Below are 23,103 nucleotides of genomic sequence, written 5' to 3' on the forward strand. Positions count from 1 at the left end.
CCCGTTCGCGACTCTTCAAACTACGATGTGCAAGCACGGTGTAGTTTGAAGCGTTCCACTTGCATGTATTAGGCACGCCGCCAGCGTTCGTCCTGAGCCAGGATCAAACTCTCGTTAAAAGTTCATTGTTATGAACTGGCTTTGTTTTGCCATTATCCTTAGTGCTTTAGCACTTAGGAATAATGGACAAATCTTTTATGTCTTTCATTATTGAATTGACAGTTGTTTGATAAACTTTCGTCTATCACATGAGTCATTCTTCTTTATTCAGTTTTCAAGGGGCTTGTGTGCCGCTCTCTTGCGACAACTATTATATTCTATCAAACCTCTTTTCTTTTGTCAAGAATAAAGTGCGATTTTTTTGAAAAAGTTTGTGATGGTTCGTTTTTAGCAAGCAAAAAGCCCGTGGGGCGGGCTTTTTGCGTAATAAAAAAATTTTTTATACATTCAATGTTTGACCCGGCATGATGCTATTGGCATCTGAAATACCATTCATCGCCATGATAGCTGATGGGGTCGTGCCATAAGCAGCGGCAACAGCGGTCAACGTGTCCCCTGGCTGAACAGTATAGCTTGAAGTCGCCACAGTCGCCTGTCCGCTAGTGTCAGTGGTCGCGACCTGGCTGGCCCCTGTCGAAATCGTAATGCTTTCGCCGACAACAATGCTGTTGGCGTCGCTTAAGCTATTGATAGCCATCAGATTTTCAACGGTCGTGTCATAGGCAGCGGCAATCGCCGTTAAGCTGTCGCCTTCTTTAATCGTATAGGTCTGGCCAGCTGTGGCTGTGTAGCCTGTCGTAGCCGTTGTTTCTGTCGCCGCTGTCGCTACTGGCGTCGCATAGCCTGCCCCATCATAGGCTGTCAGGCCATATTCAGCAATGATGGCGTTGAGCTTAGAAGCATAGCTTGGATCAGTCGCATAGCGCCCCTCCAGCCAAGCTGTCGCATCGACGTATGATGTCGTGTTTTCACGCCAAGCTCCTGAATAAAGGCTATTGCCACGAATCAGTGAAGCTTGTGCCACGCAGGCTTCCGTCAACGAACTATAGACCTGGAAGGGCTGGACGACATCTTGCATTTGACCGTCGAGAAACTCTTTGGTCATCATGTTTACTGGCGTGCCTGACGTATATTTCACGCCGAAGATGTTGTTGTATTGGGTCGCAAGGGTACTCTGGCCGTTACTTGACTCAAGGATACCCTGGGCAATCATAACTGATGGGTAGAGGCCGTATTCATTGGCCACCGGTGTCGCCGCATCGGCCAAGTCTTGTACGCTCATCGCCTGTGCCTTGACGCCGGCAAGGGCGGAGATTGCTACGATAGAGCCTCCTAGTGCTAATTTATGTTTTAATTTCATAGTCGCTTTTCCCTTTTATATTATGTAAATCTAATTTTATCTTAACATCTTTTATTTTCTTATTCAAGTCTTTTCTGCAACTTTTTATTATTTTTTATGAGTCCCGAGGCAATTCCGACTGATTTCTAAGAAAAAATCACTCCTTTTACCTCCTGTTTACCTACTATTTATCTAATCTTTACGTTCAGGACGACCCATTCATTTTATAATGAAGGCATAAAAGAAAGTGAGGTTTTATGGCAAGCATTCAACTCGAGCAGGTCTCAAAAGACTTTGAAAACAAGGTCAGCGTCCTTGAAAATATTAGCCTAGACATCCAGGAAAATGAATTCTTTATCCTAGTCGGTCCTAGCGGGAGCGGGAAGTCCACAATTTTACGGCTCATTGCCGGCCTCGAAGAGGTAACATCTGGAAAAATCAAGTTTTTCGGCAAGGATTTGACGTCATCAGCCCCTGAAAAGCGAGGCCTTTCCATGGTCTTTCAGAGCTACGCCCTCTTTCCCCACATGGATGTCAGAGAAAACATCCTTTTCGGCCTTTCAGATAAGAAGATTTCAGAAAGCGAGCAGAAACAGCGCCTCAAGGAGGCCGTCTCCCTCACCAATCTCGAGGCCTATCTTGACCGCCGCCCAAAAAGCTATCAGGCGGGCAACGCCAACGGGTCGCATTGGCCCGGGCCATTGCCAGTAAGCAACCCATCATGTTGATGGACGAGCCCCTGTCCAATCTCGACGCCAAACTCCGTGAGAGCATGCGGACCCAAATCAAACAGCTCCAAAGAGAGCTCCATACCACCATCGTCTATGTGACCCACGACCAGACCGAGGCCATGACCATGGGCGACCGGATTGCCCTGCTCAACGAAGGGGAAATCCAACAAATTGGCCAGCCACTCGAGCTCTACAACAAGCCAAAAAACCTCTTTGTCGCCTCGTTTATTGGCACGCCAAAAATAAACGTCTTCAGGCTGGTCGTCAATGGCAATCAGCTCAACAACCATGACATGAGCATTGTCTTTGGAAAGCCCGCCAATAAGCTATCGGCTCAGGAGCTCTACTTGGCCGTCCGCCCTGAACACCTGAGCTTGACGCAAGACAAAGACCTAGCCAATCTCATCGGACAGGTTCTCAATGTCGAACAGCTGGGGAGTGAAACTCTGGTCACCCTTAACATTGACGCCCAAAGCTTCCGGGCCAAACTACAAGGCCAGCTGATGATGGAGCCCGGCGAGACCATCTACCTCATCGCCAAGCAATCCAAACTCCATTATTTTGATGTCGAAAGCGAAGCCCGCCTAGAATTTGACAGCAAGGAGACCTCATGAACAAGGCAAACAACCTCAAGACAGCCAGCCTCTTCCTCCTGCCAAGCTCGCTACTCTTTCTCATCTTTGTCTTTCTCCCGCTTTTTAACACGATTTATACCAGCCTCTTTTTAACCGATGTGGCCGGCCACCGTTCCGTCTTTGACGGCCTTGGCAACTACATCCGCCTCTTTGAGTCGTCCGTCTTTCAGACCGGCTTTTGGGCAACCCTGATTTTCGTCCTCATCATCGTCCCGGTCACCCTCTTGCTCTCACTAGGCCTAGCCTATCTGACCCTCGAGCATTTCAAGGGCGTCCAGCTCTTTCGGACGATTTTCTCCTCTAGTATGGGTGTTTCTGTGGCGGCGGGCTCGATCTTTTGGCTCTTTATCTTCAATCCTAAAGGCCTGATTAACAGCGTCCTCTCCGGCCTCAATCTTCCGGCCGTCGGTTGGCTGACCACGCCCAGCCTGGCTTTAATCGCCATTGCGATTGCAACCATCTGGATGAATACTGGCTTTGCCTATCTGATTCTCCTCGGTGGCATGCAGGGGGTCGACCCGAGCCTCTATGAGGCCAGCCGGATTGCCGGTGTCAAGAAGTGGACCGAGTTTCGCCGGATTACCCTGCCGATGATCAGCCCCAGTCTCTACTTTGTCCTTACCATCTCTGTGATCCAGGCCTTTCAGGTCTTTGGACAAATCGATCTCCTGACCAAGGGAGGGCCGAGTAATGCCACATCACTCTTGACCTATCAGATCTATCAGGATGCCTTTCTCAACTACAATCAAGGCCGGGCCAGTGCAGGAGCCGTCATTCTCTTCTTACTAGTCCTTGTCGTCACCCTCCTCCAAAGCCATTTCAGCTCAAGAAAGGTCCACTATCAATGAAAGCTTTCGTCAAATATTTCCTCTTGGTCTTGGGCAGTCTTATCGTGCTCACGCCTCTGGTCATCGCCCTCATTGTCAGTCTGATCGATAACGCCAGCTTTACAGCCAAGGGCATCGACTTTTCCCTCTTTACCCTGCAAAATTACTTCCTGGCCTTTAGTCAAGCCAATCTGCTGACCTTTATGATTAACAGCCTGGTTATCAGTGTCTTTCTGGTGGCGGCACAGCTCCTTGTCTCATCGCTCGCCGCCTACGCCTTTGTCTTCATCGAATTTCGGAGCAAGGCCTGGTGGTTCTCGGTCTTTCTGGCCACACTGATGGTCCCTTTGAGTCGATTTTCGTCTCCAACTTTGCCAGCATCAAGTCGGTCGGCCTGATTGACAACTATCTGGGCATGGGCCTGCCACTGATTGCTTCTGCCTTTTCCATCTTCTTTCTCAGGCAGACCTTCAAGCAGATTCCTGGCGAGCTCCAGGAAGCGGCCATGGTCACCGGCATCAGCCACTATAAGTTTACAGCCGGGTCATCATGCCGATGTCTAAGAAGAGCCTGACGACACTGGCCATCTACCTCTTTCTCGCTGCCTGGAACATGTATCTCTGGCCCCTCTTAATTTCGACCAATAATAGCGTGAGAACGGTGCAAATCGGCCTCCGCCAGCTCCAGGCCTCGGAGAGCATTGCCCAGTGGGGGACGATTATGGCGGCGGCCATCCTGATTATCCTGCCGACACTTTTACTGCTTTATTTTAGTCAAAATCGCCTGCAAGAAGGCCTTGCTGAGGGGGCTGTGAAATGAGATTAAAATCTAAAAACATCGTCAAAATCTTAATTTCCTCCCTGATTATCCCGCTCATCTTTGGTTTTTTCTTTCAGATGGCCAGGGCCTCTAGCGGAACGACTGGCAACAAGACCATCATCCACTTCTGGCACGCCATGAGCGGTCAGAGATTCCAGGCCCTGAAAAAGGTTATCAACGACTACAACCAGAGCCAGGACAAGTACTTCGTCATTCCTGACTACCAGGGCTCTTACGAGGACACACTGGCCAAGTATCTAAGCGTTTCTGGGACGACCTCCTCGCCTGACATCGTCCAGGTCATCGAGGCCGGGACCCAGACCATGCGGGATGCCAAGGCCTATAAGCCCGTCCAGGATTTTATAGATGCAGAAGGCTATGACAAGTCGCAACTCGAACCCCGAATCGCCAACTACTACAGCCTCAACGGCCGTCAACAATCTATGCCATTTAACACCTCGACCATGGTCATGTATGTCAACAAAGACCTCTTAAAGTCCGTCGGCATTGAGAAGACGCCAGAAACCTTTGAGGAGGTTTCAGATTTTGGCAAGAAGCTCAAGGAAAAGGGAAGCAAGGCAACAGCCATCGGGGCCCAGTCCTACAGCTGGGTTTACGAGCAGTTGGTCGCCAATCAAAATGCCATCAGTCTCAACAAGAGCAACGGCCAGGAAGGCACACCTGATGAGGCTCTGACCAATAATCAATCCGCCGTCGACTACCTCAACTGGAAGCAAAAGAGCATCGAGGAAGGAGCTGCGACCAACTTCGGGACTGACGAATCTACCATGGTTGCTTCCTTTATCAAGGGCGACATCGGCCTGATGCTGGCGACGTCCGCTTACTCTGCCCAGCTTTTTAAGGCAGTCAATTACGAGCTGGGCATTATCGCCATTCCCCACCCTGAGGACAAGAGCCCGGTTGGCACACAGATTGGTGGAGCCAACCTCCACGTCGGCGTGAACCGGCCAAAAGCTAAGGAAAATGGGGCCTGGGATTTCCTCAAATACATGGCTTCGCCAAAGGCCCAGGCCGACTGGTCTGTCGGGACGGGCTACTATTCGATTAACAAAAAAGCCTATGATGAGCCGGTCATAAAGAAGAGCTACAGCGAGCATCCCCAGCTGATTGATGCCCTCAAGCAGTTGCGTGATGCCAAGGATGTCCCTGCCAACTCCGGCATCTTCTCAACCAAATACCTCTACATGAGGCAACAACTTGAGACGGCCGAGTCTGCCATTTTCAACGGGGCAGATGTCAAAGAAAGCCTAGACAAGGCGACTAACGACATCAGCCGTGAGCTCAAGCTCGCCGAGCGGGCCAAGGAAAAATAAAAAAGCAGTCCATCTGATGGGCTACTTTTTTATTAATGAGATGAAACTTTTTCCAGCTGGGCATAGACCTGGCGGAAAATGGTCAGGAAGCTCTCGATTTCTGCCATGCTATTCTTGAAGTCCAGGCTGATGCGGACGGCCGAGGTCGCAAGGCTGCCCTTGACGTTCATGGCCGTTAGCGTGCTTGCGGCGGCATTCTTCTTAGAAGAGCAGGCAGAGGTCGTCGAGATATAGATGTCGTGCTCTTCAAAGGCGTGGACGACGACTTCGCCTCGGACACCGCGGATTCCGAAGGTCAGGATATTGGGAATGAAGCCTCCCGTGCCTGAAAAGACCGTGACCTTCTCATATTTGCTGATTTCGTCAAGGAGGATTTGCTTCATCCGGCTGACGTGCTGGGCTTTTTCTTCGCTATCGGTCAGGGTCAGGCGGAGAGCCTTGGCTGCGGAGGCAATGGCTGGTAAGTTTTCTGTGGTCGAACGGAGATTGTTTTCCTGGCCACCGCCGTGGAGGAGGGGCGTCAATCGTTTGCCGGACTTGATATAAGCCATGCCGACACCACGTGGGCCGTGGAATTTATGGGCTGAGAAGCTGGCAAAGTCGACTCGTTCGGTCAGGAAGTCTTCAACTGGCATTTTCCCGACGGCCTGGACTGCGTCCACGTGGAAGCTGATGGTCGCCTTGTCTGCCAGGAGTTCAGAGATTTCTCGGATGGGCTGGATGGCTCCGATTTCATTATTGACCGCCATCACAGAGACTAAAATCGTGTCTTCACGCAGGAGGGCAGACAGCTTGTCGAGACGGACAAAGCCCCGGCTGTCGACCGGTGCGTAGTCGACGTCAAAGCCTTGGGTCGCCAGCCATTCGGCCGTATTTTTCACAGCAGGGTGCTCGACAGAAGACACGATGATATGATTGCCAAAATGCCGTTTTTCAAAGGCCACGCCCTTGAGAATCCAGTTGTCAGACTCAGTGCCACCGCTGGTAAAGAAGAGTTCGTGGGGCTTGATGCCGAGGAGCTCAGCCATCTGCTTGCGAGAGGCTTCAAGCAAGCGGGTCGCTGTCGTCCCCAGACCGTGAAGGCTCGAGGGATTGCCCATAATCTTGGTCGATACATCCGTATAAGTGCGGAGGGCCTCAGGATAGATGGCCGTCGTCGCACTATTGTCAAAGTAAATCATTTAATTCTCCAAATAATCCTGCCAAATCTCATCGAACAAGGTCAGGTTAAAGTAAAAAGGGGCCTGGGTCTCGAGATAGCTGGAAATCTCATCAAAGTCTCGAGACTGGCGGGGGAAGAGACTGTCGCCAAAGGCCAGATTGGCGAGTCTCGTCGCATCGTCCAGCTCTTTTGGGGCCCGGAATCGCATCAGGTAGGTATAAAAGGGTTGTCTCATATCAGCTTACTGCTCCCAGTGTGAAAGGATAAAGGCACGGCGAGCCTGGATTTCTTCCTGATAGTGGTCAGGCTCTTTTTTGTAGAACTCCTGGTGCTCTTCTTCGGCAGGCCAGAAGGTCACCGCAGGCTCGATGGCTGTGACGATGTCCTTGTCAAAGATGCCGGTCGCTTGAAGCTCGGCCTTACTCTTTTCGGCAGCCTCTTTTTGCGCTTCGCTCGTATAGAAAATCACGGGACGATAGTTGTCGCCACGATCTTCAAACTGGCCAAAGGCATCGGTCGGGTCGGTCGACTGCCAGTAGAGCCGAAGAAGACTTTCATAGCTGACCTTTTCGTTGTCAAAAAGAATCTCGACTGCTTCAGTGTGACCGGTCAGATGGGCCTTCACCTGCTCGTAGGTCGGATTATCCATATGACCGCCCGTATAGCCAGAGGTCACCGTTAAAATCCCCTCTTGCTTCTCAAAGGGCTCTACCATACACCAAAAACATCCGCCAGCGAAGATTGCTTTTTCTGTTGCCATATTTATACCTGATTTCTTAATTTTTGCCTTTTTATTATAGCATAGGAAAAGCCGCTTGTGCGGCTTTTCAGTTTTTCGGCTTAATTATGTAGCACTCTGCTATCTTAGAAACTCTATGGCAAAGGGTTGCTAGCGACAGCTACCGTTCGCTGAGGCGACACGTTGATAAACACAGGAAAGCGATACTTAGCGATATTCTCATAGGCTTGAGAAGAACCCAACAGCTGAACGAGTTTGGCTTGGTCGTCACGATACTCGAACTTTCCAGCTTGCTCTAACTCGCTATTGTCGCTCTCAATGATAGGCATATCCTTTTGACACACCTTACAATCTTTTTTATAGATGACAAAAGCATCAAAAGATCCCGCTTTCTCTACTTGCGTGTCTGCTAGCGTTTCATAGTTGATAGGATAGGCTTTATCGCCAGAGACGACATAATCTCCGGACGTCGTCGCACCAGGATAGAGTTTGCTGACATCGACTGCTTTGCCAACACTCTTAGTATCGCTCTTATTTCCTCCGCCAGCCGTCAACTTCCCTACAATCGCAAAAAGAGCAACCACAAGGCCGACAATCAGAATAATTTTCTTTGTTGTTGTCACACCACTTTTTCCTTTCTATCCGCACATACTAATCTTTCCAATACTCATCATCACCTTCATAGCCATTAGCAATCGCTTTCTCCAGGCCCTTATCTTTGAAAAAGACCGACAAACCAAAGAATAGAGCAAGAATTATCATGTACCAAACCGACACGCCAACAAATTTAATCGCCCCGCCACATAATAAGCCATAAATCAAGTAAAAGAAAATGCTCACATAGCCTGATTTCCTAAGCATTGAAGAAGTAAAGAGCAACAAGCCTCCCAAAACGGCTGGAATAACCAAGACCCAGGCACCAATGATATTCCCTAGTATAGCTGCCGCACTTTGAAAGATAAGCGACCACACAATGTGCATAAATCCTGCTCCGCCAAATCGCCAGCCCAGCTCCATAATCATTGAGGGCTGTTTCTCGTGGTAAACAACACTGCCTTGATTAAACATTGTGGTCTTCGGCTTATCATCCTTAGCATCTCGACTCGCCTTATACTCTGCACGCTCTATATCAAGCTGTTTGCGATACATTCCGTCCCAATAGTAGTATTCTTTGCCATGTCCACTTTTAAGCACGCCACCGAACTCTGTGTGTTGTCTCGCATTTCTTTGTAATGGTCTGATAAATTAGCCATTTTTGATTTTTCATCCTTCTTTCAGTTGATTTCAAAAAATTCCCTTATTCTAATCTGGGTAGAGCAAATCAGCTTCTTTGGTTATGATTTCGTCATCGTATGCCCCGCCTAGTTCCCAAAGCATATTTTGCAAAATTTTCTGCTCGAATAGAGATAGAGCCATAGGGTCAGGGTCAAACACCCATGTTTTCCAACCTTCGTATCCTTCTTTGTCAATGATGTTTGGGTGCAACCAGTAAATAGTGTTTTCCAAGAAATCTATAATTTCTTCCTCTGTGTCTTCTTGCCTTGCAATATCTAGCAACTCTTTGATGTTCTTTCCAAAATAGGTAGTACTATCCCAAGCACCGTAACGTTCCCAATTTATTTCTGTATTGTTTTTATGAATTTCAACAAAAAGTTCATGAGCCTCATCGTCAAGCCAATCTCCAAGCTCCCAGAGCATATTCATTAGAATTTTTTCATCTAGGATTGATAGTGCTGAGTGATACTCCTCGTTAAACAGCCACTCTTCCCAGCCGATATTTTCCTCCTCAATATTGTCGGGATGTAGCCAATATACCGTAGAAGAGAGAAAATCAGCTATTTCTTTATCTGTGAAATCTTCACGCCCTATTTTAACTAAGTCCCAAAGATTTTTTCCATAGTATGTGTAAGCCTTATATGACCCTAATAGATTATAGTCTATATCGGTGTGGTCGTGGTGCTGTTTTTGTATTAGTTCGTAAGCTTCATCGTCCGTTAATTCTTTTACGGAATTTTCTTCCTCAACAACCTCTTTCTGTTCGCTTTTCTTAAAGCGGTCAAATAATCCCATAGTTTCTCTCTTCTCTCACTATTAATATGTCTTGACACTGTGTGTCAAGACTGTTATGTATAGTATAACAGCGATTTTTCACCAAAGAAAAAAGCCCTAAACTAGAGCTCATCGACTAATCTTTAATCAATTCCGTCCCCTCAGGCCCCTGCTTAATCTTCCCAGCCTTCATCAAACCACCAAGCGCCTTCTTAAACTGCCCCTTAGAAATCCCAAAGGTCGCCTTAATATCCTCAGGTGAAGACTTATCATAAAGTGGCATCTTGCCGCCCATGGACTCCAGATAGGCGAGAATCATCTGGCCATCAGCATCCAACATTTCATAGGCACGCGGCTTGGCCGAAAGATTGAGCATCCGGTCTTGCGTCCTGAAGCCGATGACCCGAACCTGCATTTCCTGGCCGACACGGGGTACAGCAAAACGCTCGCTCGGATGAATAAATCCCAGCATGTTATTGTCAGGCAAATAGACAAAGGAGCCAGTCTCCTTATTCCGATAGACGATGCCTCGGAGGTCTTGGTTGTTCATATTGTCAAAGGCAGGACCGGCTAGCTCCCAGAAGTCCTGGTGCCAGGCCAGATGCCCCCAGAGCCGGTCTTTATTGTCGACCTCAAGCTTGATATAGAGCTTGTCACCAGGCTTTGGCCATGCCTCACGCTCGAGGGGCAGGTCGTCGAGCGAGACGACGACATCTTTTTCAGGGATACCGATATTGACAAAAGCCCCCAGGTCGCGGCGGACATCGACCACCTCAGCCCAACCAAAAGTCTCAAGCGTCGCTGCCGGGATATTCGTCGTCAAGTGCATGCGGCCTTCCTTATCCTCAAAGGCAAAGCCGTGGACCACATCGCCGACAGCATACTCGCCCTCTGACTTCTTCAGGCGAAGGATGTTATCCTCTTTTTGGAGAAAGTAGAAAGTCTCGTTTTCAGACGTGATTTCAGCGTCAAATGTTTTTGCAAGTAGATTATTCATGTGTTTCTTTCTTAAAAAGGACTCAGACGAGCCCTTTTTCTTTGCGTTGATTACTGAAGATTTTAGGTCGCCAGTGAAGTGGAGGAAGTCAGGCAAAAAACATTGTGGTATAAGGCAAATCTGAAGACCATTGGGCTTCAGATTTAGCAATGAGACGCCGTAGGCGTCTGCTTGCGGCCCACAATAGTTTTTTGCCTGATTTCCGGAACGAAACGGCAAGCAAAGCTCAGATATCCAACAATTCCTTTTCCTTCTCAGCAGCCAGGCGGTCAGCTTCTTTCACCGCATTGTCGGTCACCTTTTGAATCTGGTCTTCCAGATCCTTGAGGTCGTCTTCCGTAATTTCCTTGTTCTTTTCCTGCTTTTTAGCAGCATCCATGGCATCGCGGCGGATGTTACGGATGGCAACCTTGGCTCCTTCGATGACTTTGCCCATGTCTTTGACTAGCTCTTTACGGCGTTCTTCGGTCAACATCGGAATCACGAGGCGGATGACAGAACCGTCATTAGCCGGCGTGATGCCGAGGTCGCTTTCGTACAAGGCACGTTCGATGTCGTTCAAAATCGTCTTATCAAAAGGTGTGACTTGCAAGACACGGGCTTCAGGGATGGTCACTGAAGCGAGCTGGTTCAAAGGTGTCGGAGCACCGTAGTATTCGACCTGCACCCGGTCAAGAAGACTTGCGTTGGCACGGCCAGCACGGATTTGTCCCAACTCACGTTGGAGACTAGCCAGCGATTGGTCCATACGTTCTTTTGCAGTAGTAGTAATTTCGTTTGCCATTTTATCTTTCCTAATTCTATTTCTTACTCGACGGTTGTACCGATGTTTTCACCCATCACGACACGCTTGATGTTGCCCATCTCGTTCATGTTGAAGACGACGAGCGGGATGTGATTGTCCATAGACATGGTTGAGGCGGTGCCGTCCATGACCTTGAGGCCCTTGGTCAAGACATCCATGTGGGTCAGGCTTTCAAATTTCACGGCATTTTCATCCAGGTTTGGATCGGCATTATAGACACCGTCGACACCATTTTTAGCCATGAGAATCACGTCAGCGTTGATTTCAGCCGCACGGAGGGCTGAAGTCGTATCGGTTGAGAAGTAAGGCGAACCTGTTCCTCCCGCAAAAATGACCACACGACCTTTTTCAAGGTGACGTTCTGCCCGACGGCGGATGTAAGGCTCAGCGACGGCCTTCATTTCCATGGCTGTCATGACACGGGTGTCAACACCGAGGTTTTCAAGGGCCGCCTGGATAAAGAGACCGTTTTGAATGGTTGCAAGCATCCCCATATAGTCGGCTTGGGCGCGTTCCATGCCGGCCTTTTCGCCGGTGATGCCACGCCAGACATTTCCACCACCACACACAATCGCAACTTCTACGCCAAGATCGTGGACTTCCTTGAGTTCTTTAGCGACAGCATCTGCTGTCTTAGGGTCAAAGCCAAAGCCTTTTTCGCCGGCAAGTGCCTCACCAGAGAGTTTCAATAAGACGCGTTTATATTTAAGTTCAGCCATAATACACCTATTCTATTTTATTTTCTATATTTTATCATATTTTAGGTTGGAAATAAAGCCTGTGTGCCAAGCTTGGTCCGTTCCGTTACAGGCAACCCTTGGCTCTGAACTGTGGCCGCAAGCGAAGCCGTCCCGGCTTCCATTGCTAAATGCTGAGCCCTAGGGTCTCATCATTTGCCTTTCTACAGGGCAGAGCCAAGGGTTGCCTGTAACTCCACTCGCACCCAATTCTTACTCCTATTAATACCAGATAGGACCTTTTGGCATACAGAAAAAGCTAGGAGTGGAGGGAATCTGGTAAAACATAGTGAAATTAGGCAGATTTGGAGCCCTAACGGTCTCCAAATCTAGGCACGGAAGCCATAGGCTTCGCTACCGGCCCCACTATGTCTTTGATAGATTTCCGGAACACAACAGCCTCTAAGCACAGAAAAAAAGACCCCAAGGCCTTTCATACTTAATCTTTCAAACGTTCCACATCACGGGCAATCACAAGCTCTTCATCCGTAGGAATCACAAGGACTTTGACCTTAGATTCAGCTGTTGAAATCACACCAAAGTTGCCACGAACATTCTTAGTTTGGTCAATTTCCATGCCAAACCATGACATACCCTCAATAATTGCCGTCCGTACATGACGGGCGTTTTCGCCGACACCGGCTGTGAAGATGATAGCATCAGCGCCGTTCAAGACCGCCAAATATTGACCGATGTATTTTTGAATCCGGTCAACAAACATGTCAAAGGCCAATTTTGCTTTCTCATTGCCTTCTTCTTTTGCTGCCTGGATGTCACGCATGTCACTAGAAACCTCGCTGACACCGGACAGACCTGATTTCTTATTCATCATGTCAATCACGTCCTGTGCAGACTCGAGGTCGGTCTCAGAAATCAGGTAAGGGATGACAGAAGGATCCATCTCGCCAGCCCGCGTCCCCATCATGACGCCTCCGAGTGGTGTGAAGCCCATAGATGTATCGACAGATTTCCCACCATCTACAGCCGTCAATGAAACGCCGTTCCCGATGTGGGCTGTGATGAGCTTGAGCTCTTCAAGCGGTTTGCCAAGGACTTTAGCCGCTTCGCCTGCCACATACATATGGGAAGTTCCGTGGGCACCGTACTTGCGGACATTGTACTCTTCATAGTACTTGGCAGGGATAGGATAACGGTAGGCTTTCTCAGGCATGCTGGTGTGGAAGGCTGTGTCAAAGACAGCGACAGCCGTCGCATCAGGCAGGAGCTCCAGAAAGGCCTTGATACCAGCCGCATTGGCTGGATTGTGGAGAGGAGCAAGGACAGAGAGACTCTCAATTTGAGCGAGCACTTCTGCATTGACCCGGGTAGATTCCTTAAAGAGCTCGCCTCCGGCAACGACACGATGACCGACACCTGTGATTTCTGAGAAATCTTGGACAATGCCAAAGGCCTTGAGATCTTCAAGCAAGATGTTGACCGCCTGATTGTGGTCGTTGACATCCAGCGTCTTCGTGTCTTCATTGCCATTGTATTTGACGGTGACGATAGAGTCTTTCAAGCCAATCCGCTCAAAAATCCCTTTGGCAATCACCTTTTCTTCAGGCATTTCATAGAGTTGCCATTTCAGTGAAGATGAGCCGGCATTGACAGCAAGTGTTTTAGTCATGAGAATCTCCCTTTTTCAGTATGTTAACGCTTTTATTATATCACAATTTGACTTGTTTGCTGAATTCAGCCATGAAGGCTTTCAAACTTTCTGGCTCTGTCAGCGAGCCCAGCGGATAGACAAAGGTCGGCTGGTCAGACTGGCCTTTTTCAAGCAGGTAAATCGCCTTACTCTCGCCCTTAAACAGGCTTGATGGCAGGGTAATGACAGCGACGACCCGAGCCTGCTTTTTCAACCAGGCCTTTAAGAGCGGAGCCTGCTCACTGTTCAGGAGATTTTCCGGAGCCAGGTAAATCCCGAGGCCCTTGTCCTTCAGATACTTGAAGGACTGCTCCATCAGGAGATGCTGGGCATAGGTCGGCCCGTCAGGATTGCCCACCGTGAAATGACTCGCCGTCGTCTGGTCCGGATAATAACCCAGGGGCAGGTCGCTGATGACGACGTCTGCCTTTTCAAGGACCTGGGGCTGGACCGCATCCAGCTGCATGAAGTCAGCTTTGGTCCCGATGATTTCAGACATCGACGCCGCCAAATCCAAGAGGAGATCATCAATCTCAAAGCCCAGATAGTCGACAGTCTTCTGGAGATTAACCAACAGTGTCTCTGCCAGATTCCCTGTCCCTGAGCCAAACTCAATGATGCGGATGTCTGACTTCTTCATCAGACTCTCAATCATAAAGTTAAAAATCAGCCCAATAGAATCCGGCGTCAAGGCGTGATTTGCCTGCATCGGAGCAAGCTGCGAGCCCTTGAGCAAGACATACTGAAAGAGCTTCTGCCATTCCAGCGGACTCAGCCCCGCCTCACGGAGCTTGTCATTGTTAGCCTTGACCGCCTCATTTGACGTCATCGCCCCCAAATAAATGGCATTCTGCTCAACAAAAGCGTCATAAAAGTCCGTCGAAAGCTCAGCCTGCAAACTTTCAATATTTTCAATCAGCAGGCCAAAAGCAACCTCAATTTTTTCGATATTCATCTTTTCATTATAACAAAAATAGCTCCCAAGGAGCTATTTAAGCATGCCTCCTATATCCCCTCCCACGTCGGTTACTTTTTTGAAAAACCAAGTGGAATGGAAGCCATCCGGCAAATATAGCGGAAAAAGACAACTGATGAGACCGCAGGGCTCAGCAGTTAGCAATGAAACCGCAAAGCGGTTTGCTTGCGTGTCCCCGCAATGTTTGCCGGATGGCTTCCATGGAACGACCACATACAAAAAAAGTAACCCTCAGGCTACTTTCCTTTGAAACGTTCAATTTCTATGATTGACCGCACGGTCAAGACGATAATCCCGCCCACAATCAGAATCTCCAAAAGGAGACCCCGACTGTCGACCGCTTGAGCGATGCCCAGACTAACCAAGAGGACACCCGCCCCCGTAAAGAAGAAGATATCCATACTTCTTCTGATGTCCTTAGGCATCATAAAGATGTAAACCAAGGCAATCATAACCAGAAGGATCAGGTAGAACATCGCTTGCTCCTTATCTTAATTAGTCAACTTTCTTTTTCTTCTGAGCTTTTTCACGGAGGGCCTTGTCAAGGATTTGCTTACGCAAACGGATTGACTCAGGCGTTACTTCCATGTATTCGTCGTCAGCGAGGAATTCAAGTGATTCTTCAAGTGTCAAGATCTTAGATGCGTTCAAGACGGAAGTAGAGTCCTTGTTTGATGAACGGACGTTGGTTTGCTGTTTTGCCTTAGTAACGTTAACTGTCAAGTCATTTTCACGTGAGTGTTCACCAATGACCATACCAGCATAAACTTCTGTACCTGGTTCAACAAAGAGTTGTCCACGGTCTTGAACATAACCCATAGCGTAAGCTGTAACTTGACCTTGGTCCATAGAAATCAAAGCACCACGGCTACGTCCACCGATTGTTCCTTTAACAAGTGGAAGGTATTGGTCAAAGGTGTGGTTCATGATACCATAACCACGTGTCATTGACATGAATTCTGTTGTGAAACCAATCAAACCACGCGCTGGTACAAGGAAGACCAAACGGACTTGACCGTTACCAGTGTTAATCATATCGAGCATGTCACCTTTACGTTCTGACAAGGCTTGAATGATTGAACCTTGATATTCTTCTGGTGTGTCGATTTGTACACGTTCAAATGGTTCGCTTGGAACGCCGTCAATGTCTTTAACGATAACTTCTGGACGTGATACTTGGAGTTCGTATCCTTCACGACGCATTGTTTCAATCAAGATTGACAAGTGCAATTCACCACGACCTGAAACGATCCATTTATCTGGAGATTCAGTGTTTTCAACACGGAGTGAAACGTCAGTTTGAAGTTCTGAAACAAGACGTTCTTCGACTTTACGTGATGTTACCCACTTTCCTTCACGACCTGCGAATGGTGAGTTGTTGACCAAGAAAGTCATTTGAAGTGTTGGTTCGTCGATGTGGAGGATTGGCAATGGTTCTACGTGGTCAGCAGGTGTTACTGTTTCACCAACGAAGATGTCATCCATACCAGAAACGGCGATCAGATCACCCGCTTTAGCTTCTTCAATTTCTTCACGTTTTAAACCGAAGAAACCGAAAAGTTTTGTGACACGGAAGTTCTTTGTTGAACCGTCAAGTTTAGACAAGGTGACATTGTCACCAACTTTGATGGTCCCACGGAAGACACGACCGATACCGATACGTCCAACAAATTCGTTGTAGTCCAAAAGTGACACTTGGAATTGGAGAGGTTCGTCTGAGTTGTCAACTGGTCCAGGGATGTGATCAATGATTGTATCAAAGACTGGAGCCATTGTGTGTTCTTGGTCAGCTGGGTTATCAGAAAGTGATGATGAACCGTTGATTGCTGAAGCGTAAACAACAGGGAAATCAAGTTGTTCGTCGTCTGCACCAAGTTCGATGAAGAGTTCAAGCACTTCATCAACAACTTCTTCAGGACGAGCTGATGGTTTATCGATTTTGTTAACAACGACGATAGGTGTCAAGTTTTGTTCCAATGCTTTTTTAAGCACGAAACGTGTTTGAGGCATTGTTCCTTCATACGCGTCAACGACGAGGACAACACCGTCAACCATTTTCATGATACGTTCTACTTCTCCACCGAAGTCCGCGTGACCTGGTGTGTCCATGATGTTGATACGTGTGCCTTTGTATTGAACGGCAGTATTTTTAGCAAGGATTGTGATCCCACGTTCTTTTTCAAGAGCGTTTGAGTCCATTGCACGTTCGTCAAGTTGTGCGCGAGCGTCCAATGTTTCTGATTGTTTTAAGAGCTCATCGACGAGTGTTGTTTTACCGTGGTCGACGTGGGCAATGATAGCGACATTACGAATATCTTCGCGTAATTTAGTCAAGATTTTATACCTATATTTCTTTCAAAAAATTATCTGCAAGCTGGCATCTTTCTGCTTCTTACAGACTGCATCAGCTTATTATAACATAAATTTTGAGCGGCTGTAAATGCAGACGTTTACAAAGAACATCGGCTTTGTCGCCGGCCAGAAGGACTCGCTTTTACAGTTCTTTTCAGAGATGACAATCCAGCCGAAAAATGAGAAAAACGTGAAGTTTCTCCACGCTTTTCCTGATAATTGCTGTCTTTTTAATTGACCCGGGCCGGCTTTTTCTTGAGCAAGTCAACGGCGTAAATCTTATTGAGGACCTTGCAGAAGCCGTAGGCCAGGTTAAAGTCGACCATGCTGTGGACGATCCCGCCAAAGAAGACGAGAAGGAGCAGGCTGTTGTAGGCAGCCGGAGCAATTTGGCCCGCCCCTGACTGGTAGAAGGCGACGACCACGATGGCCTCAAGGCCAGCATGGAGGACGGCCAGAGCCAGGTTGAAGAGCTGGAGTCGCCATTGCTTTTCCAGAATCGCCGGATAGCGTTTCAAGATGAGGGCAAAGAGGCCCATGGCGACAATATGCGTAGCCGCCCGCATCCAGATGATGGGGACAGGCAGGCTGACCATGAAGCCAATCGTCGTTGCAATGGCCACAAAGACTGCCATCCAGGGACTAAAGAACATGGCCGCCATGACCGGGACATGCGAGGCCAGCGTAAATGATGCCGGTCCAATCACGATTTTTGCCGGCATCATCAGGGGGATGAGAATGCCGATGGCTGTGAGCAATGAGGCGATAGAGAGATTGCGGGCCCGCAATCTTGCTTTTGGATTGTTCATTTCTTATTTCCTCCTTGTGCACTATTTTACATGCTTTTCCAGGCTTTTTCTTTACTATTTACTAGCAATTCGCTTGCTGATTGTTGTGCTTTGTCTTTTCTGTTTTAGTTCTGATTTTCTTAGATTTCTGCTTCTAAGCTTTCAGACGATGTAAGAAAACGGATTCACTTATGCTATAATTAAGGAAACCATTCTCATAAATGAAGAGGAGAAACATGAAAAAATATTGGATTTTGGCGGCGGCCGTCTTGTCGCTCTCAATTTTAACAGCCTGCGGAAGCAGTCAGGGTCAGGGGAGTCAGCAGACTTCTTCGTCGTCAACGCGCCCGTCGAGCAGTCAGAAGGCCTCCTCATCGCTGGCGTCTAAGGCTCCGGCTCAGTCAAGCCCTCAGACAAGCGAGAGCAAGGCAGCTCCAGCTAGCCGGCCGGCCGATAACTCTGCCATCCTCGCCAAGCTGGTCGAGCTCACAGATGCTCATTCTCCAGGCGAGAACAAGGATTACTACTGGGAAAATGGACCAGCAAAGCTTTCTGGCTTTGAAGGCATGAAGGCCGGCGACAGCAAGTTTGAAGGCGACAGCCAAGGCCGTTCTACCACTGCCCGGGCAGTCTTGACCTATGAGCTTTTCAAGAGCTCCAAGGGGAGCCGTCAAGGCGAGCCCCTTGCCCCACCTTCCTGGCCCAGTCACAACCCCAAGGTCGCCATCAGCTACAGTCTGACCGGCAAGACCTACCACGGCTACCTCTACAACCGCAGTCACTCGATTGCCGATAGCCTCCTGGGAGCCGGCTCCTACAAGTCTGCCTATAATTTCACGACCGGCACTCGGCCACAAAATGTCGGGGCCGATCAGAACGGTGGCATGAGGGCGGCCGAAGAGCGGGCTGAAAGCTATTGGAAGAGTCATCCTGACAGCACTGAAACCATTTCTTATATGACGACACCCCTCTATCAGGGAGACGAGAAGCTCCCACGGGGTTCTGTGGTGGATATGAAGTCTTCTGACGGGGAGCTGGATTGTGAGATTGTTGTGATTAATGATGTTGAGGGAATGGGGATTGATTATGCTAGTGGGGTGAGCTCTGATGCTGGGCAAACTACAACGCCTCCAAAAGAAGAGGCTTCGCCTGCCCCAGCAACGACAGCACCTGCTACTGAAACGGCTCCCGCTCCAACTAGTCAAGATCGGACTGTCTATGTGGCCAGCAAGGGAAATTCTAAAGTCTACTGGTATAGTACTGCTGACATGCCCGCTAGTACTAATCAGGCAAATGTGGTATCTATGACTGAGTCTGAGGCTTTGGCTCAGGGTAAGCGACATTCTTATTCGGAGTGAGTTCTCTAACAGCAATGTAAGACTTAACGCTTACAATTCATCCGCAGCTGCTTCAATGATAGTATTTATAGACTATTAGACTATTAGATTGTTTATTATGATATGTTAAAAACGAATTCGGCACTTAGAATCAAACAACGCAGATGAAATCCTGAAATTCAATGAGCTCTTTGATCTTGGTGCCATCACTCAGGAAGAGTTTGATGCTCAAAAAGCAAAACTTCTGAAATAGAAAGATTACCGCAAGCCTGAAATTTTTGGCACAAATTTGGCACAAAGAAAAATCCCCGACCTCGGCTTGGGGATTTTTTCTAACATTTATACCGTACATGTTTGGAGGTTTGTCGGCTTCGCCGTCTCGCTAATCGCTCGGCTGACTTGCGTCAGCACAAACTTCCAAACATAAAAATTTCAACGCGTTCGGAAAGCGAGCTTTCCAACGCTTTTGAAATTTTTATGCCGACTATAGGGATCGAACCTACGACCTACGCGTTACGAGTGCGTTGCTCTACCAACTGAGCTAAGTCGGCTCATTAAGCTGATAGCTTAATTATAGCAAAATCTTAAATTTCTTTGCAAGTCTTAGAAATCCTTGGCGTTGGGTTTGTTGTAGCCATACTTTTCGCAGAAATCTTCACGGAATTCCAGGAGATTGTCGTCCATGATTGCCTGGCGTGTCCGTTTCATGAGATTGACAAGGAAATAAAGATTGTGATAACTGCAGAGTCGCATGCCGAAGGTCTCGTCGGCCTTGATAAGATGGCGGAGGTAGGCCCGGCTATAATTGCGACAAGTATAGCAATCACACTCAGGGTCTAGAGCCGTGAAGTCATGCTCATACTGGGCATTGCGGATATTAACCCGGCCATAGCTGGTCATCAGCGTGCCGTTTCTTGCAATCCGAGTCGGGAGGACGCAGTCAAACATGTCAATCCCCCGAATCACGCCGTCAATCAGGCTGTCAGGAGCCCCGACCCCCATCAGATAGCGGGGCTTGTCTTCAGGCAGCATCGGTGTAGTAAAATCAAGGACGGCATTCATCTCAGCATGGCTCTCGCCGACGGCGAGTCCCCCGATAGAGTAGCCGGGGAAGTCCATGCTGACGAGGTCCCGAGCTGACTGCTCTCGCAGGTCTTTGAAACCTGCCCCCTGGACAATCCCAAAGAGGCCTTGGTCATGAGGGCGTTGGTGGGCCTTGAGCCCCCGCTCTGCCCAGCGACTGGTCCGCTCAACAGAGGCCTTGACATAGTCATAAGGCTGGTGGAAGGGCGGGCATTCGTCAAAGCTCATCATGATGTCTGAACCCAGATTGTTCTGGATTTGGATGGCCTTTTCAGGCGAGAGGAAGAGCCGGTCGCCATTGAGGTGGCTCTTGAAGGTCACGCCCTCTTCTGTGATATTCTTCTTGTTTTCAACCAGAGAATAAACTTGAAAACCACCTGAATCCGTCAAAATCGGCTGGTCCCAGTTCATAAACTTATGGAGACCACCGGCTTCAGCCACCAGCTCGTCGCCAGGTCTCAGCCAGAGGTGGTAGGTATTGGCAAGGATAATGCCACTGCCCATTTCCTTGAGCTCTTCTGGGGCCATCGTCTTCACGGTCGCTTGAGTGCCAACAGGCATGAACATTGGTGTTGGAAAGGTCCCGTGTGGCGTGATAATCTCGCCCAGCCGGGCACCCGTGTGCTTTTCCTTCTTAATCAATCTGTATTTAATTGCTGGCTCTGTCATCATTCTTCTTTTCTAATTTTTTACTATCCATAAGTATAACAAAATGCTCTGATTTTTTGTAGTCGGCCTTTTTAAGTATGTTATAATAATGCTAGACTATATTACAGCTTAAAAGCAAAGCTCAACGAAAGTGAAATTATGACTCGACAGGAAATCAAGGCCACAGCCAAGGCCAAATTAAAAACGAATTTTACAGCGAAGATGCTGATGTTTGTCATCCCCATTCTTTTAGGAATTTTCTCGGAGGCGGATAACCTTAGACAGGGGGGCAATACAAACCCGACAGAAGCAATATTCCAAGAAGTCAACCAGACGCTCCAGTCCACTGACCTCCCCCTCTTTTTGAGCAGCTTTCTGATTGCTTTTATCCTCCTCCTCGCCCTGGTCTACCTCTTTGGTATCCTTTATACACTCATCGAGGTCGGCGGGGTCTTCCAATACATCAAGATTTATCGGGATGAGGTCGAAGTTCCTCGCTTCAAAGATGTCTTCAGCCCCTTCAGAGACGGATCTGCCGGGAAAATCATTCCTGTCTACAGCCTCATCTTTATCATTGCGCTCGGCCTGCTTTTGATTCCGGTCGTTGGCTGGGTCTTCTTGATTTATCTGGCCCTGGGCTGGTCACAGTCGCCGATGGTCCTCTTTGATAAAATCAAGGATGGGACATATAGCTCTGCCTGGGACGTTATGAAAACTTCTGCCAATCTCATGAAGGGTAAGCGGGGCAACTACTTTCTCTTTCTCCTGAGTTTTATCGGCTGGTTTTTCCTCAATGGCCTGACCCTCAGCATCGCTAACTTCTGGGTCACCCCTTATGTGGCCATGAGCCATGTCGCCTACTACCAAAACCTCATTGACAATCAAAAATAAAAGCCTTCCTATCGGAAAGCTTTTTTCTTATGCTAGCTTATTTTGCTTACGACCGTGAATCAACCAATAAATGCCCATGACAATCAGTGTGAATATGGCACAACCAAAGTAGAGATTGCGATAGCCAGACATTGGCACAATCAGGCCGAGGAAGAAGGGGCCGAGGCCCACGCCCATATCATAAAGGCCAAAGAAGGTCGAGGTCGCCACACCAATCCGGTCGGCTGAGACATTCCGAATCGAAATCGCCTGACCAAAAGGTGTGAAGGAGCCGTAGCCCAGGCCAACCAGAGCAGCGGCCCCAAAGAGCATGAGGCTGGTATGGGAGAAGCCAGTCAAGACCAGGCCAATCGCAAAGAGGATGAAGGTCGGATACATGACGAAGTTGTCGCCCTTGCTATCGAAAAGACGACCTGTCAGTGGCCGTGAGACCAGGATAAAGAGGGCATAGACCACATAGAAGAGGGAGCCTGCGGTCACCAGACCAACGCCAGCCGTGAAATTGGCAAGGAAGGTCAAGAGACTGGCATAGGCGACCCCTATCAAAAGGCCAATGAAGCCCATAGGCAGGGCAGAGACCTCAAACAAGCTCCCCAGGCTAAAGGCTTTTTTCTCTGTCTGAGCCATGGCGTCAACCACATGCTGTGGAATTTTCAAGAAAAATGAAGCAAGGAGAGAAATCGCAAGCAGTGCCACCGACAAAATCAGGAGGACCTGATAATTAAAGGTGTGATAGAGGAAGATAGACAGGAAGGGCCCAACAGCTGAAGCCAGGGTCAGCGACAGGGTGAAATAGCCGATCCCTTCGCCCCGCCTGCTGGCTGGCACGACAAGACCTGCCAGGGTCCCAGTCGCCGTTCCCGCAATCCCAAAGCCAATCCCGTGCAAGAAACGGATGACAAGTAGGAGCCAGATATTGGACACAAAGAGATAAAAAATATTCATAATCAGGTAAAAGATAATCCCGACATAGAGCATCTTTTTGGCCCCAAAATCAGAAATCTTGGTCCCACCCCAGAGGCGACCGATGAAGGAGCCGACGATGAAGATCCCTGAGAGGATGCCGGCAAGACTAGCCGGAGCATGGTCCTGAGTCATGGCAACCGTACCGATGATAACAGTCAATAAATAAAAGACCAGGTAGAAGATAAAGCTAATCCCCATGGTCAAAGTAAAGGTAGAAGTCCAGATTTTTTCTTTTTGCAT

25 protein-coding genes, 1 tRNA gene, 1 rRNA gene and 1 pseudogene are annotated in these 23,103 nt (G+C 48.5%); 9 read left to right on the forward strand and 19 right to left on the reverse strand.

Annotated elements, in window-relative coordinates; translation table 11 throughout:
* Window positions 1–119, reverse strand: a 16S ribosomal RNA gene (locus NtB2_RS07810); the annotation flags it as partial.
* A 320-nt stretch (window positions 120–439) separates the two neighbouring features.
* On the reverse strand, window positions 440–1,360 hold the full coding sequence (locus NtB2_RS07815) for a LysM peptidoglycan-binding domain-containing protein (protein ID WP_109246393.1): 921 nt from the start codon (window positions 1,358–1,360) through the stop codon (window positions 440–442).
* Between the two features lie 236 nt (window positions 1,361–1,596).
* Here NtB2_RS07815 and NtB2_RS08695 point away from each other — a divergent pair.
* From NtB2_RS08695 to NtB2_RS07835, 6 genes and pseudogenes are all read left to right on the forward strand, one after another.
* Window positions 1,597–2,021, forward strand: a pseudogene (locus NtB2_RS08695) (ABC transporter ATP-binding protein); the annotation flags it as partial.
* Between the two features lie 6 nt (window positions 2,022–2,027).
* On the forward strand, window positions 2,028–2,684 hold the full coding sequence (locus NtB2_RS08800; protein ID WP_201797355.1) for an ABC transporter ATP-binding protein: 657 nt from the start codon (window positions 2,028–2,030) through the stop codon (window positions 2,682–2,684).
* Entirely contained in the window at window positions 2,681–3,553 is an 873-nt protein-coding gene (locus NtB2_RS07825) for a carbohydrate ABC transporter permease (protein WP_109246394.1), read from the forward strand. Before NtB2_RS08800 ends, NtB2_RS07825 begins: the two co-directional genes overlap by 4 nt.
* Window positions 3,550–3,930, forward strand: a complete 381-nt coding sequence (locus NtB2_RS08760) for an ABC transporter permease family protein (RefSeq protein WP_225867065.1) — start codon at window positions 3,550–3,552, stop codon at window positions 3,928–3,930. Before NtB2_RS07825 ends, NtB2_RS08760 begins: the two co-directional genes overlap by 4 nt.
* A 157-nt stretch (window positions 3,931–4,087) precedes the next feature.
* On the forward strand, window positions 4,088–4,351 hold the full coding sequence (locus NtB2_RS08765; RefSeq protein ID WP_225867066.1) for an ABC transporter permease family protein: 264 nt from the start codon (window positions 4,088–4,090) through the stop codon (window positions 4,349–4,351).
* Window positions 4,348–5,685, forward strand: a complete 1,338-nt coding sequence (locus tag NtB2_RS07835) for an ABC transporter substrate-binding protein (protein ID WP_109246395.1) — start codon at window positions 4,348–4,350, stop codon at window positions 5,683–5,685. The genes NtB2_RS08765 and NtB2_RS07835 overlap by 4 nt, the downstream gene beginning before the upstream one ends.
* A 32-nt stretch (window positions 5,686–5,717) precedes the next feature.
* Here the strand turns inward: NtB2_RS07835 and NtB2_RS07840 are convergent, their stop codons facing one another.
* From NtB2_RS07840 to NtB2_RS07905, 14 genes are all read right to left on the reverse strand, one after another.
* Window positions 5,718–6,866, reverse strand: a complete 1,149-nt coding sequence (locus NtB2_RS07840; protein ID WP_109246396.1) for a cysteine desulfurase family protein — start codon at window positions 6,864–6,866, stop codon at window positions 5,718–5,720.
* Entirely contained in the window at window positions 6,867–7,082 is a 216-nt protein-coding gene (locus NtB2_RS07845) for a YozE family protein (RefSeq protein ID WP_109246397.1), read from the reverse strand. It abuts the gene before it with no gap.
* A gap of 6 nt (window positions 7,083–7,088) precedes the next feature.
* Entirely contained in the window at window positions 7,089–7,607 is a 519-nt protein-coding gene (gene msrA, locus NtB2_RS07850; protein WP_109246398.1) for a peptide-methionine (S)-S-oxide reductase MsrA, read from the reverse strand.
* Between the two features lie 113 nt (window positions 7,608–7,720).
* Entirely contained in the window at window positions 7,721–8,209 is a 489-nt protein-coding gene (locus NtB2_RS07855; RefSeq protein WP_109246399.1) for a hypothetical protein, read from the reverse strand.
* 28 nt (window positions 8,210–8,237) lie between these two features.
* A complete protein-coding gene (locus NtB2_RS07860; protein WP_165814985.1) occupies window positions 8,238–8,780 on the reverse strand; it encodes a hypothetical protein in 543 nt (180 codons plus the stop codon).
* Between the two features lie 108 nt (window positions 8,781–8,888).
* Window positions 8,889–9,656, reverse strand: a complete 768-nt coding sequence (locus tag NtB2_RS07865; RefSeq protein ID WP_109246401.1) for a hypothetical protein — start codon at window positions 9,654–9,656, stop codon at window positions 8,889–8,891.
* Between the two features lie 115 nt (window positions 9,657–9,771).
* Window positions 9,772–10,632, reverse strand: a complete 861-nt coding sequence (locus NtB2_RS07870) for a CvfB family protein (protein ID WP_109246402.1) — start codon at window positions 10,630–10,632, stop codon at window positions 9,772–9,774.
* A gap of 226 nt (window positions 10,633–10,858) precedes the next feature.
* Complete coding sequence (frr, locus tag NtB2_RS07875; protein WP_109246403.1) at window positions 10,859–11,416, reverse strand: ribosome recycling factor; 558 nt, start codon at window positions 11,414–11,416, stop codon at window positions 10,859–10,861.
* A gap of 23 nt (window positions 11,417–11,439) precedes the next feature.
* Window positions 11,440–12,156 (reverse strand): UMP kinase, encoded by a 717-nt coding sequence (gene pyrH / locus NtB2_RS07880; protein ID WP_109246404.1) that lies wholly within the window; start codon window positions 12,154–12,156, stop codon window positions 11,440–11,442.
* Window positions 12,157–12,613: 457 nt separating this feature from the next.
* Window positions 12,614–13,801, reverse strand: a complete 1,188-nt coding sequence (locus tag NtB2_RS07885) for an acetate kinase (RefSeq protein WP_109246405.1) — start codon at window positions 13,799–13,801, stop codon at window positions 12,614–12,616.
* A gap of 40 nt (window positions 13,802–13,841) precedes the next feature.
* Window positions 13,842–14,777 carry a class I SAM-dependent methyltransferase gene (locus NtB2_RS07890; protein ID WP_109246406.1) on the reverse strand — a complete coding sequence of 312 codons (936 nt, stop codon included), beginning with the start codon at window positions 14,775–14,777 and terminating at the stop codon, window positions 13,842–13,844.
* A 257-nt stretch (window positions 14,778–15,034) separates the two neighbouring features.
* Window positions 15,035–15,274: a DUF3165 family protein gene (locus tag NtB2_RS07895; RefSeq protein ID WP_109246407.1), complete on the reverse strand. Its 240-nt coding sequence runs from the start codon at window positions 15,272–15,274 to the stop codon at window positions 15,035–15,037.
* Window positions 15,275–15,293: 19 nt separating this feature from the next.
* Window positions 15,294–17,132, reverse strand: a complete 1,839-nt coding sequence (typA, locus tag NtB2_RS07900; protein ID WP_109246408.1) for a translational GTPase TypA — start codon at window positions 17,130–17,132, stop codon at window positions 15,294–15,296.
* A 248-nt stretch (window positions 17,133–17,380) separates the two neighbouring features.
* On the reverse strand, window positions 17,381–17,959 hold the full coding sequence (locus NtB2_RS07905; protein WP_109246409.1) for a hypothetical protein: 579 nt from the start codon (window positions 17,957–17,959) through the stop codon (window positions 17,381–17,383).
* A gap of 215 nt (window positions 17,960–18,174) precedes the next feature.
* Here NtB2_RS07905 and NtB2_RS07910 point away from each other — a divergent pair, with 215 nt between their 5' ends.
* Window positions 18,175–19,296 (forward strand): DNA/RNA non-specific endonuclease, encoded by a 1,122-nt coding sequence (locus NtB2_RS07910; RefSeq protein WP_174683341.1) that lies wholly within the window; start codon window positions 18,175–18,177, stop codon window positions 19,294–19,296.
* A 151-nt stretch (window positions 19,297–19,447) separates the two neighbouring features.
* Complete coding sequence (locus NtB2_RS07915; protein WP_225867068.1) at window positions 19,448–19,528, forward strand: SHOCT domain-containing protein; 81 nt, start codon at window positions 19,448–19,450, stop codon at window positions 19,526–19,528.
* A gap of 225 nt (window positions 19,529–19,753) precedes the next feature.
* On the opposite strand, the gene NtB2_RS07920 is transcribed toward NtB2_RS07915, so the two are convergent.
* A tRNA-Thr gene (locus tag NtB2_RS07920) sits at window positions 19,754–19,826 on the reverse strand.
* A gap of 52 nt (window positions 19,827–19,878) precedes the next feature.
* A complete protein-coding gene (tgt, locus tag NtB2_RS07925) occupies window positions 19,879–21,027 on the reverse strand; it encodes a tRNA guanosine(34) transglycosylase Tgt (RefSeq protein ID WP_109246421.1) in 1,149 nt (382 codons plus the stop codon).
* Window positions 21,028–21,165: 138 nt separating this feature from the next.
* On the opposite strand from tgt, the gene NtB2_RS07930 reads away from it, so the two are divergent.
* Window positions 21,166–21,897, forward strand: coding sequence for a DUF975 family protein (locus NtB2_RS07930; RefSeq protein ID WP_109246411.1), 732 nt, complete (start codon window positions 21,166–21,168; stop codon window positions 21,895–21,897).
* Window positions 21,898–21,924: 27 nt separating this feature from the next.
* Here the strand turns inward: NtB2_RS07930 and NtB2_RS07935 are convergent, their stop codons facing one another.
* On the reverse strand, window positions 21,925–23,103 hold the full coding sequence (locus NtB2_RS07935) for an MFS transporter (protein ID WP_109246412.1): 1,179 nt from the start codon (window positions 23,101–23,103) through the stop codon (window positions 21,925–21,927).

Source organism: Lactococcus termiticola, assembly GCF_003116835.1.
Classification (GTDB): domain Bacteria; phylum Bacillota; class Bacilli; order Lactobacillales; family Streptococcaceae; genus Lactococcus; species Lactococcus termiticola.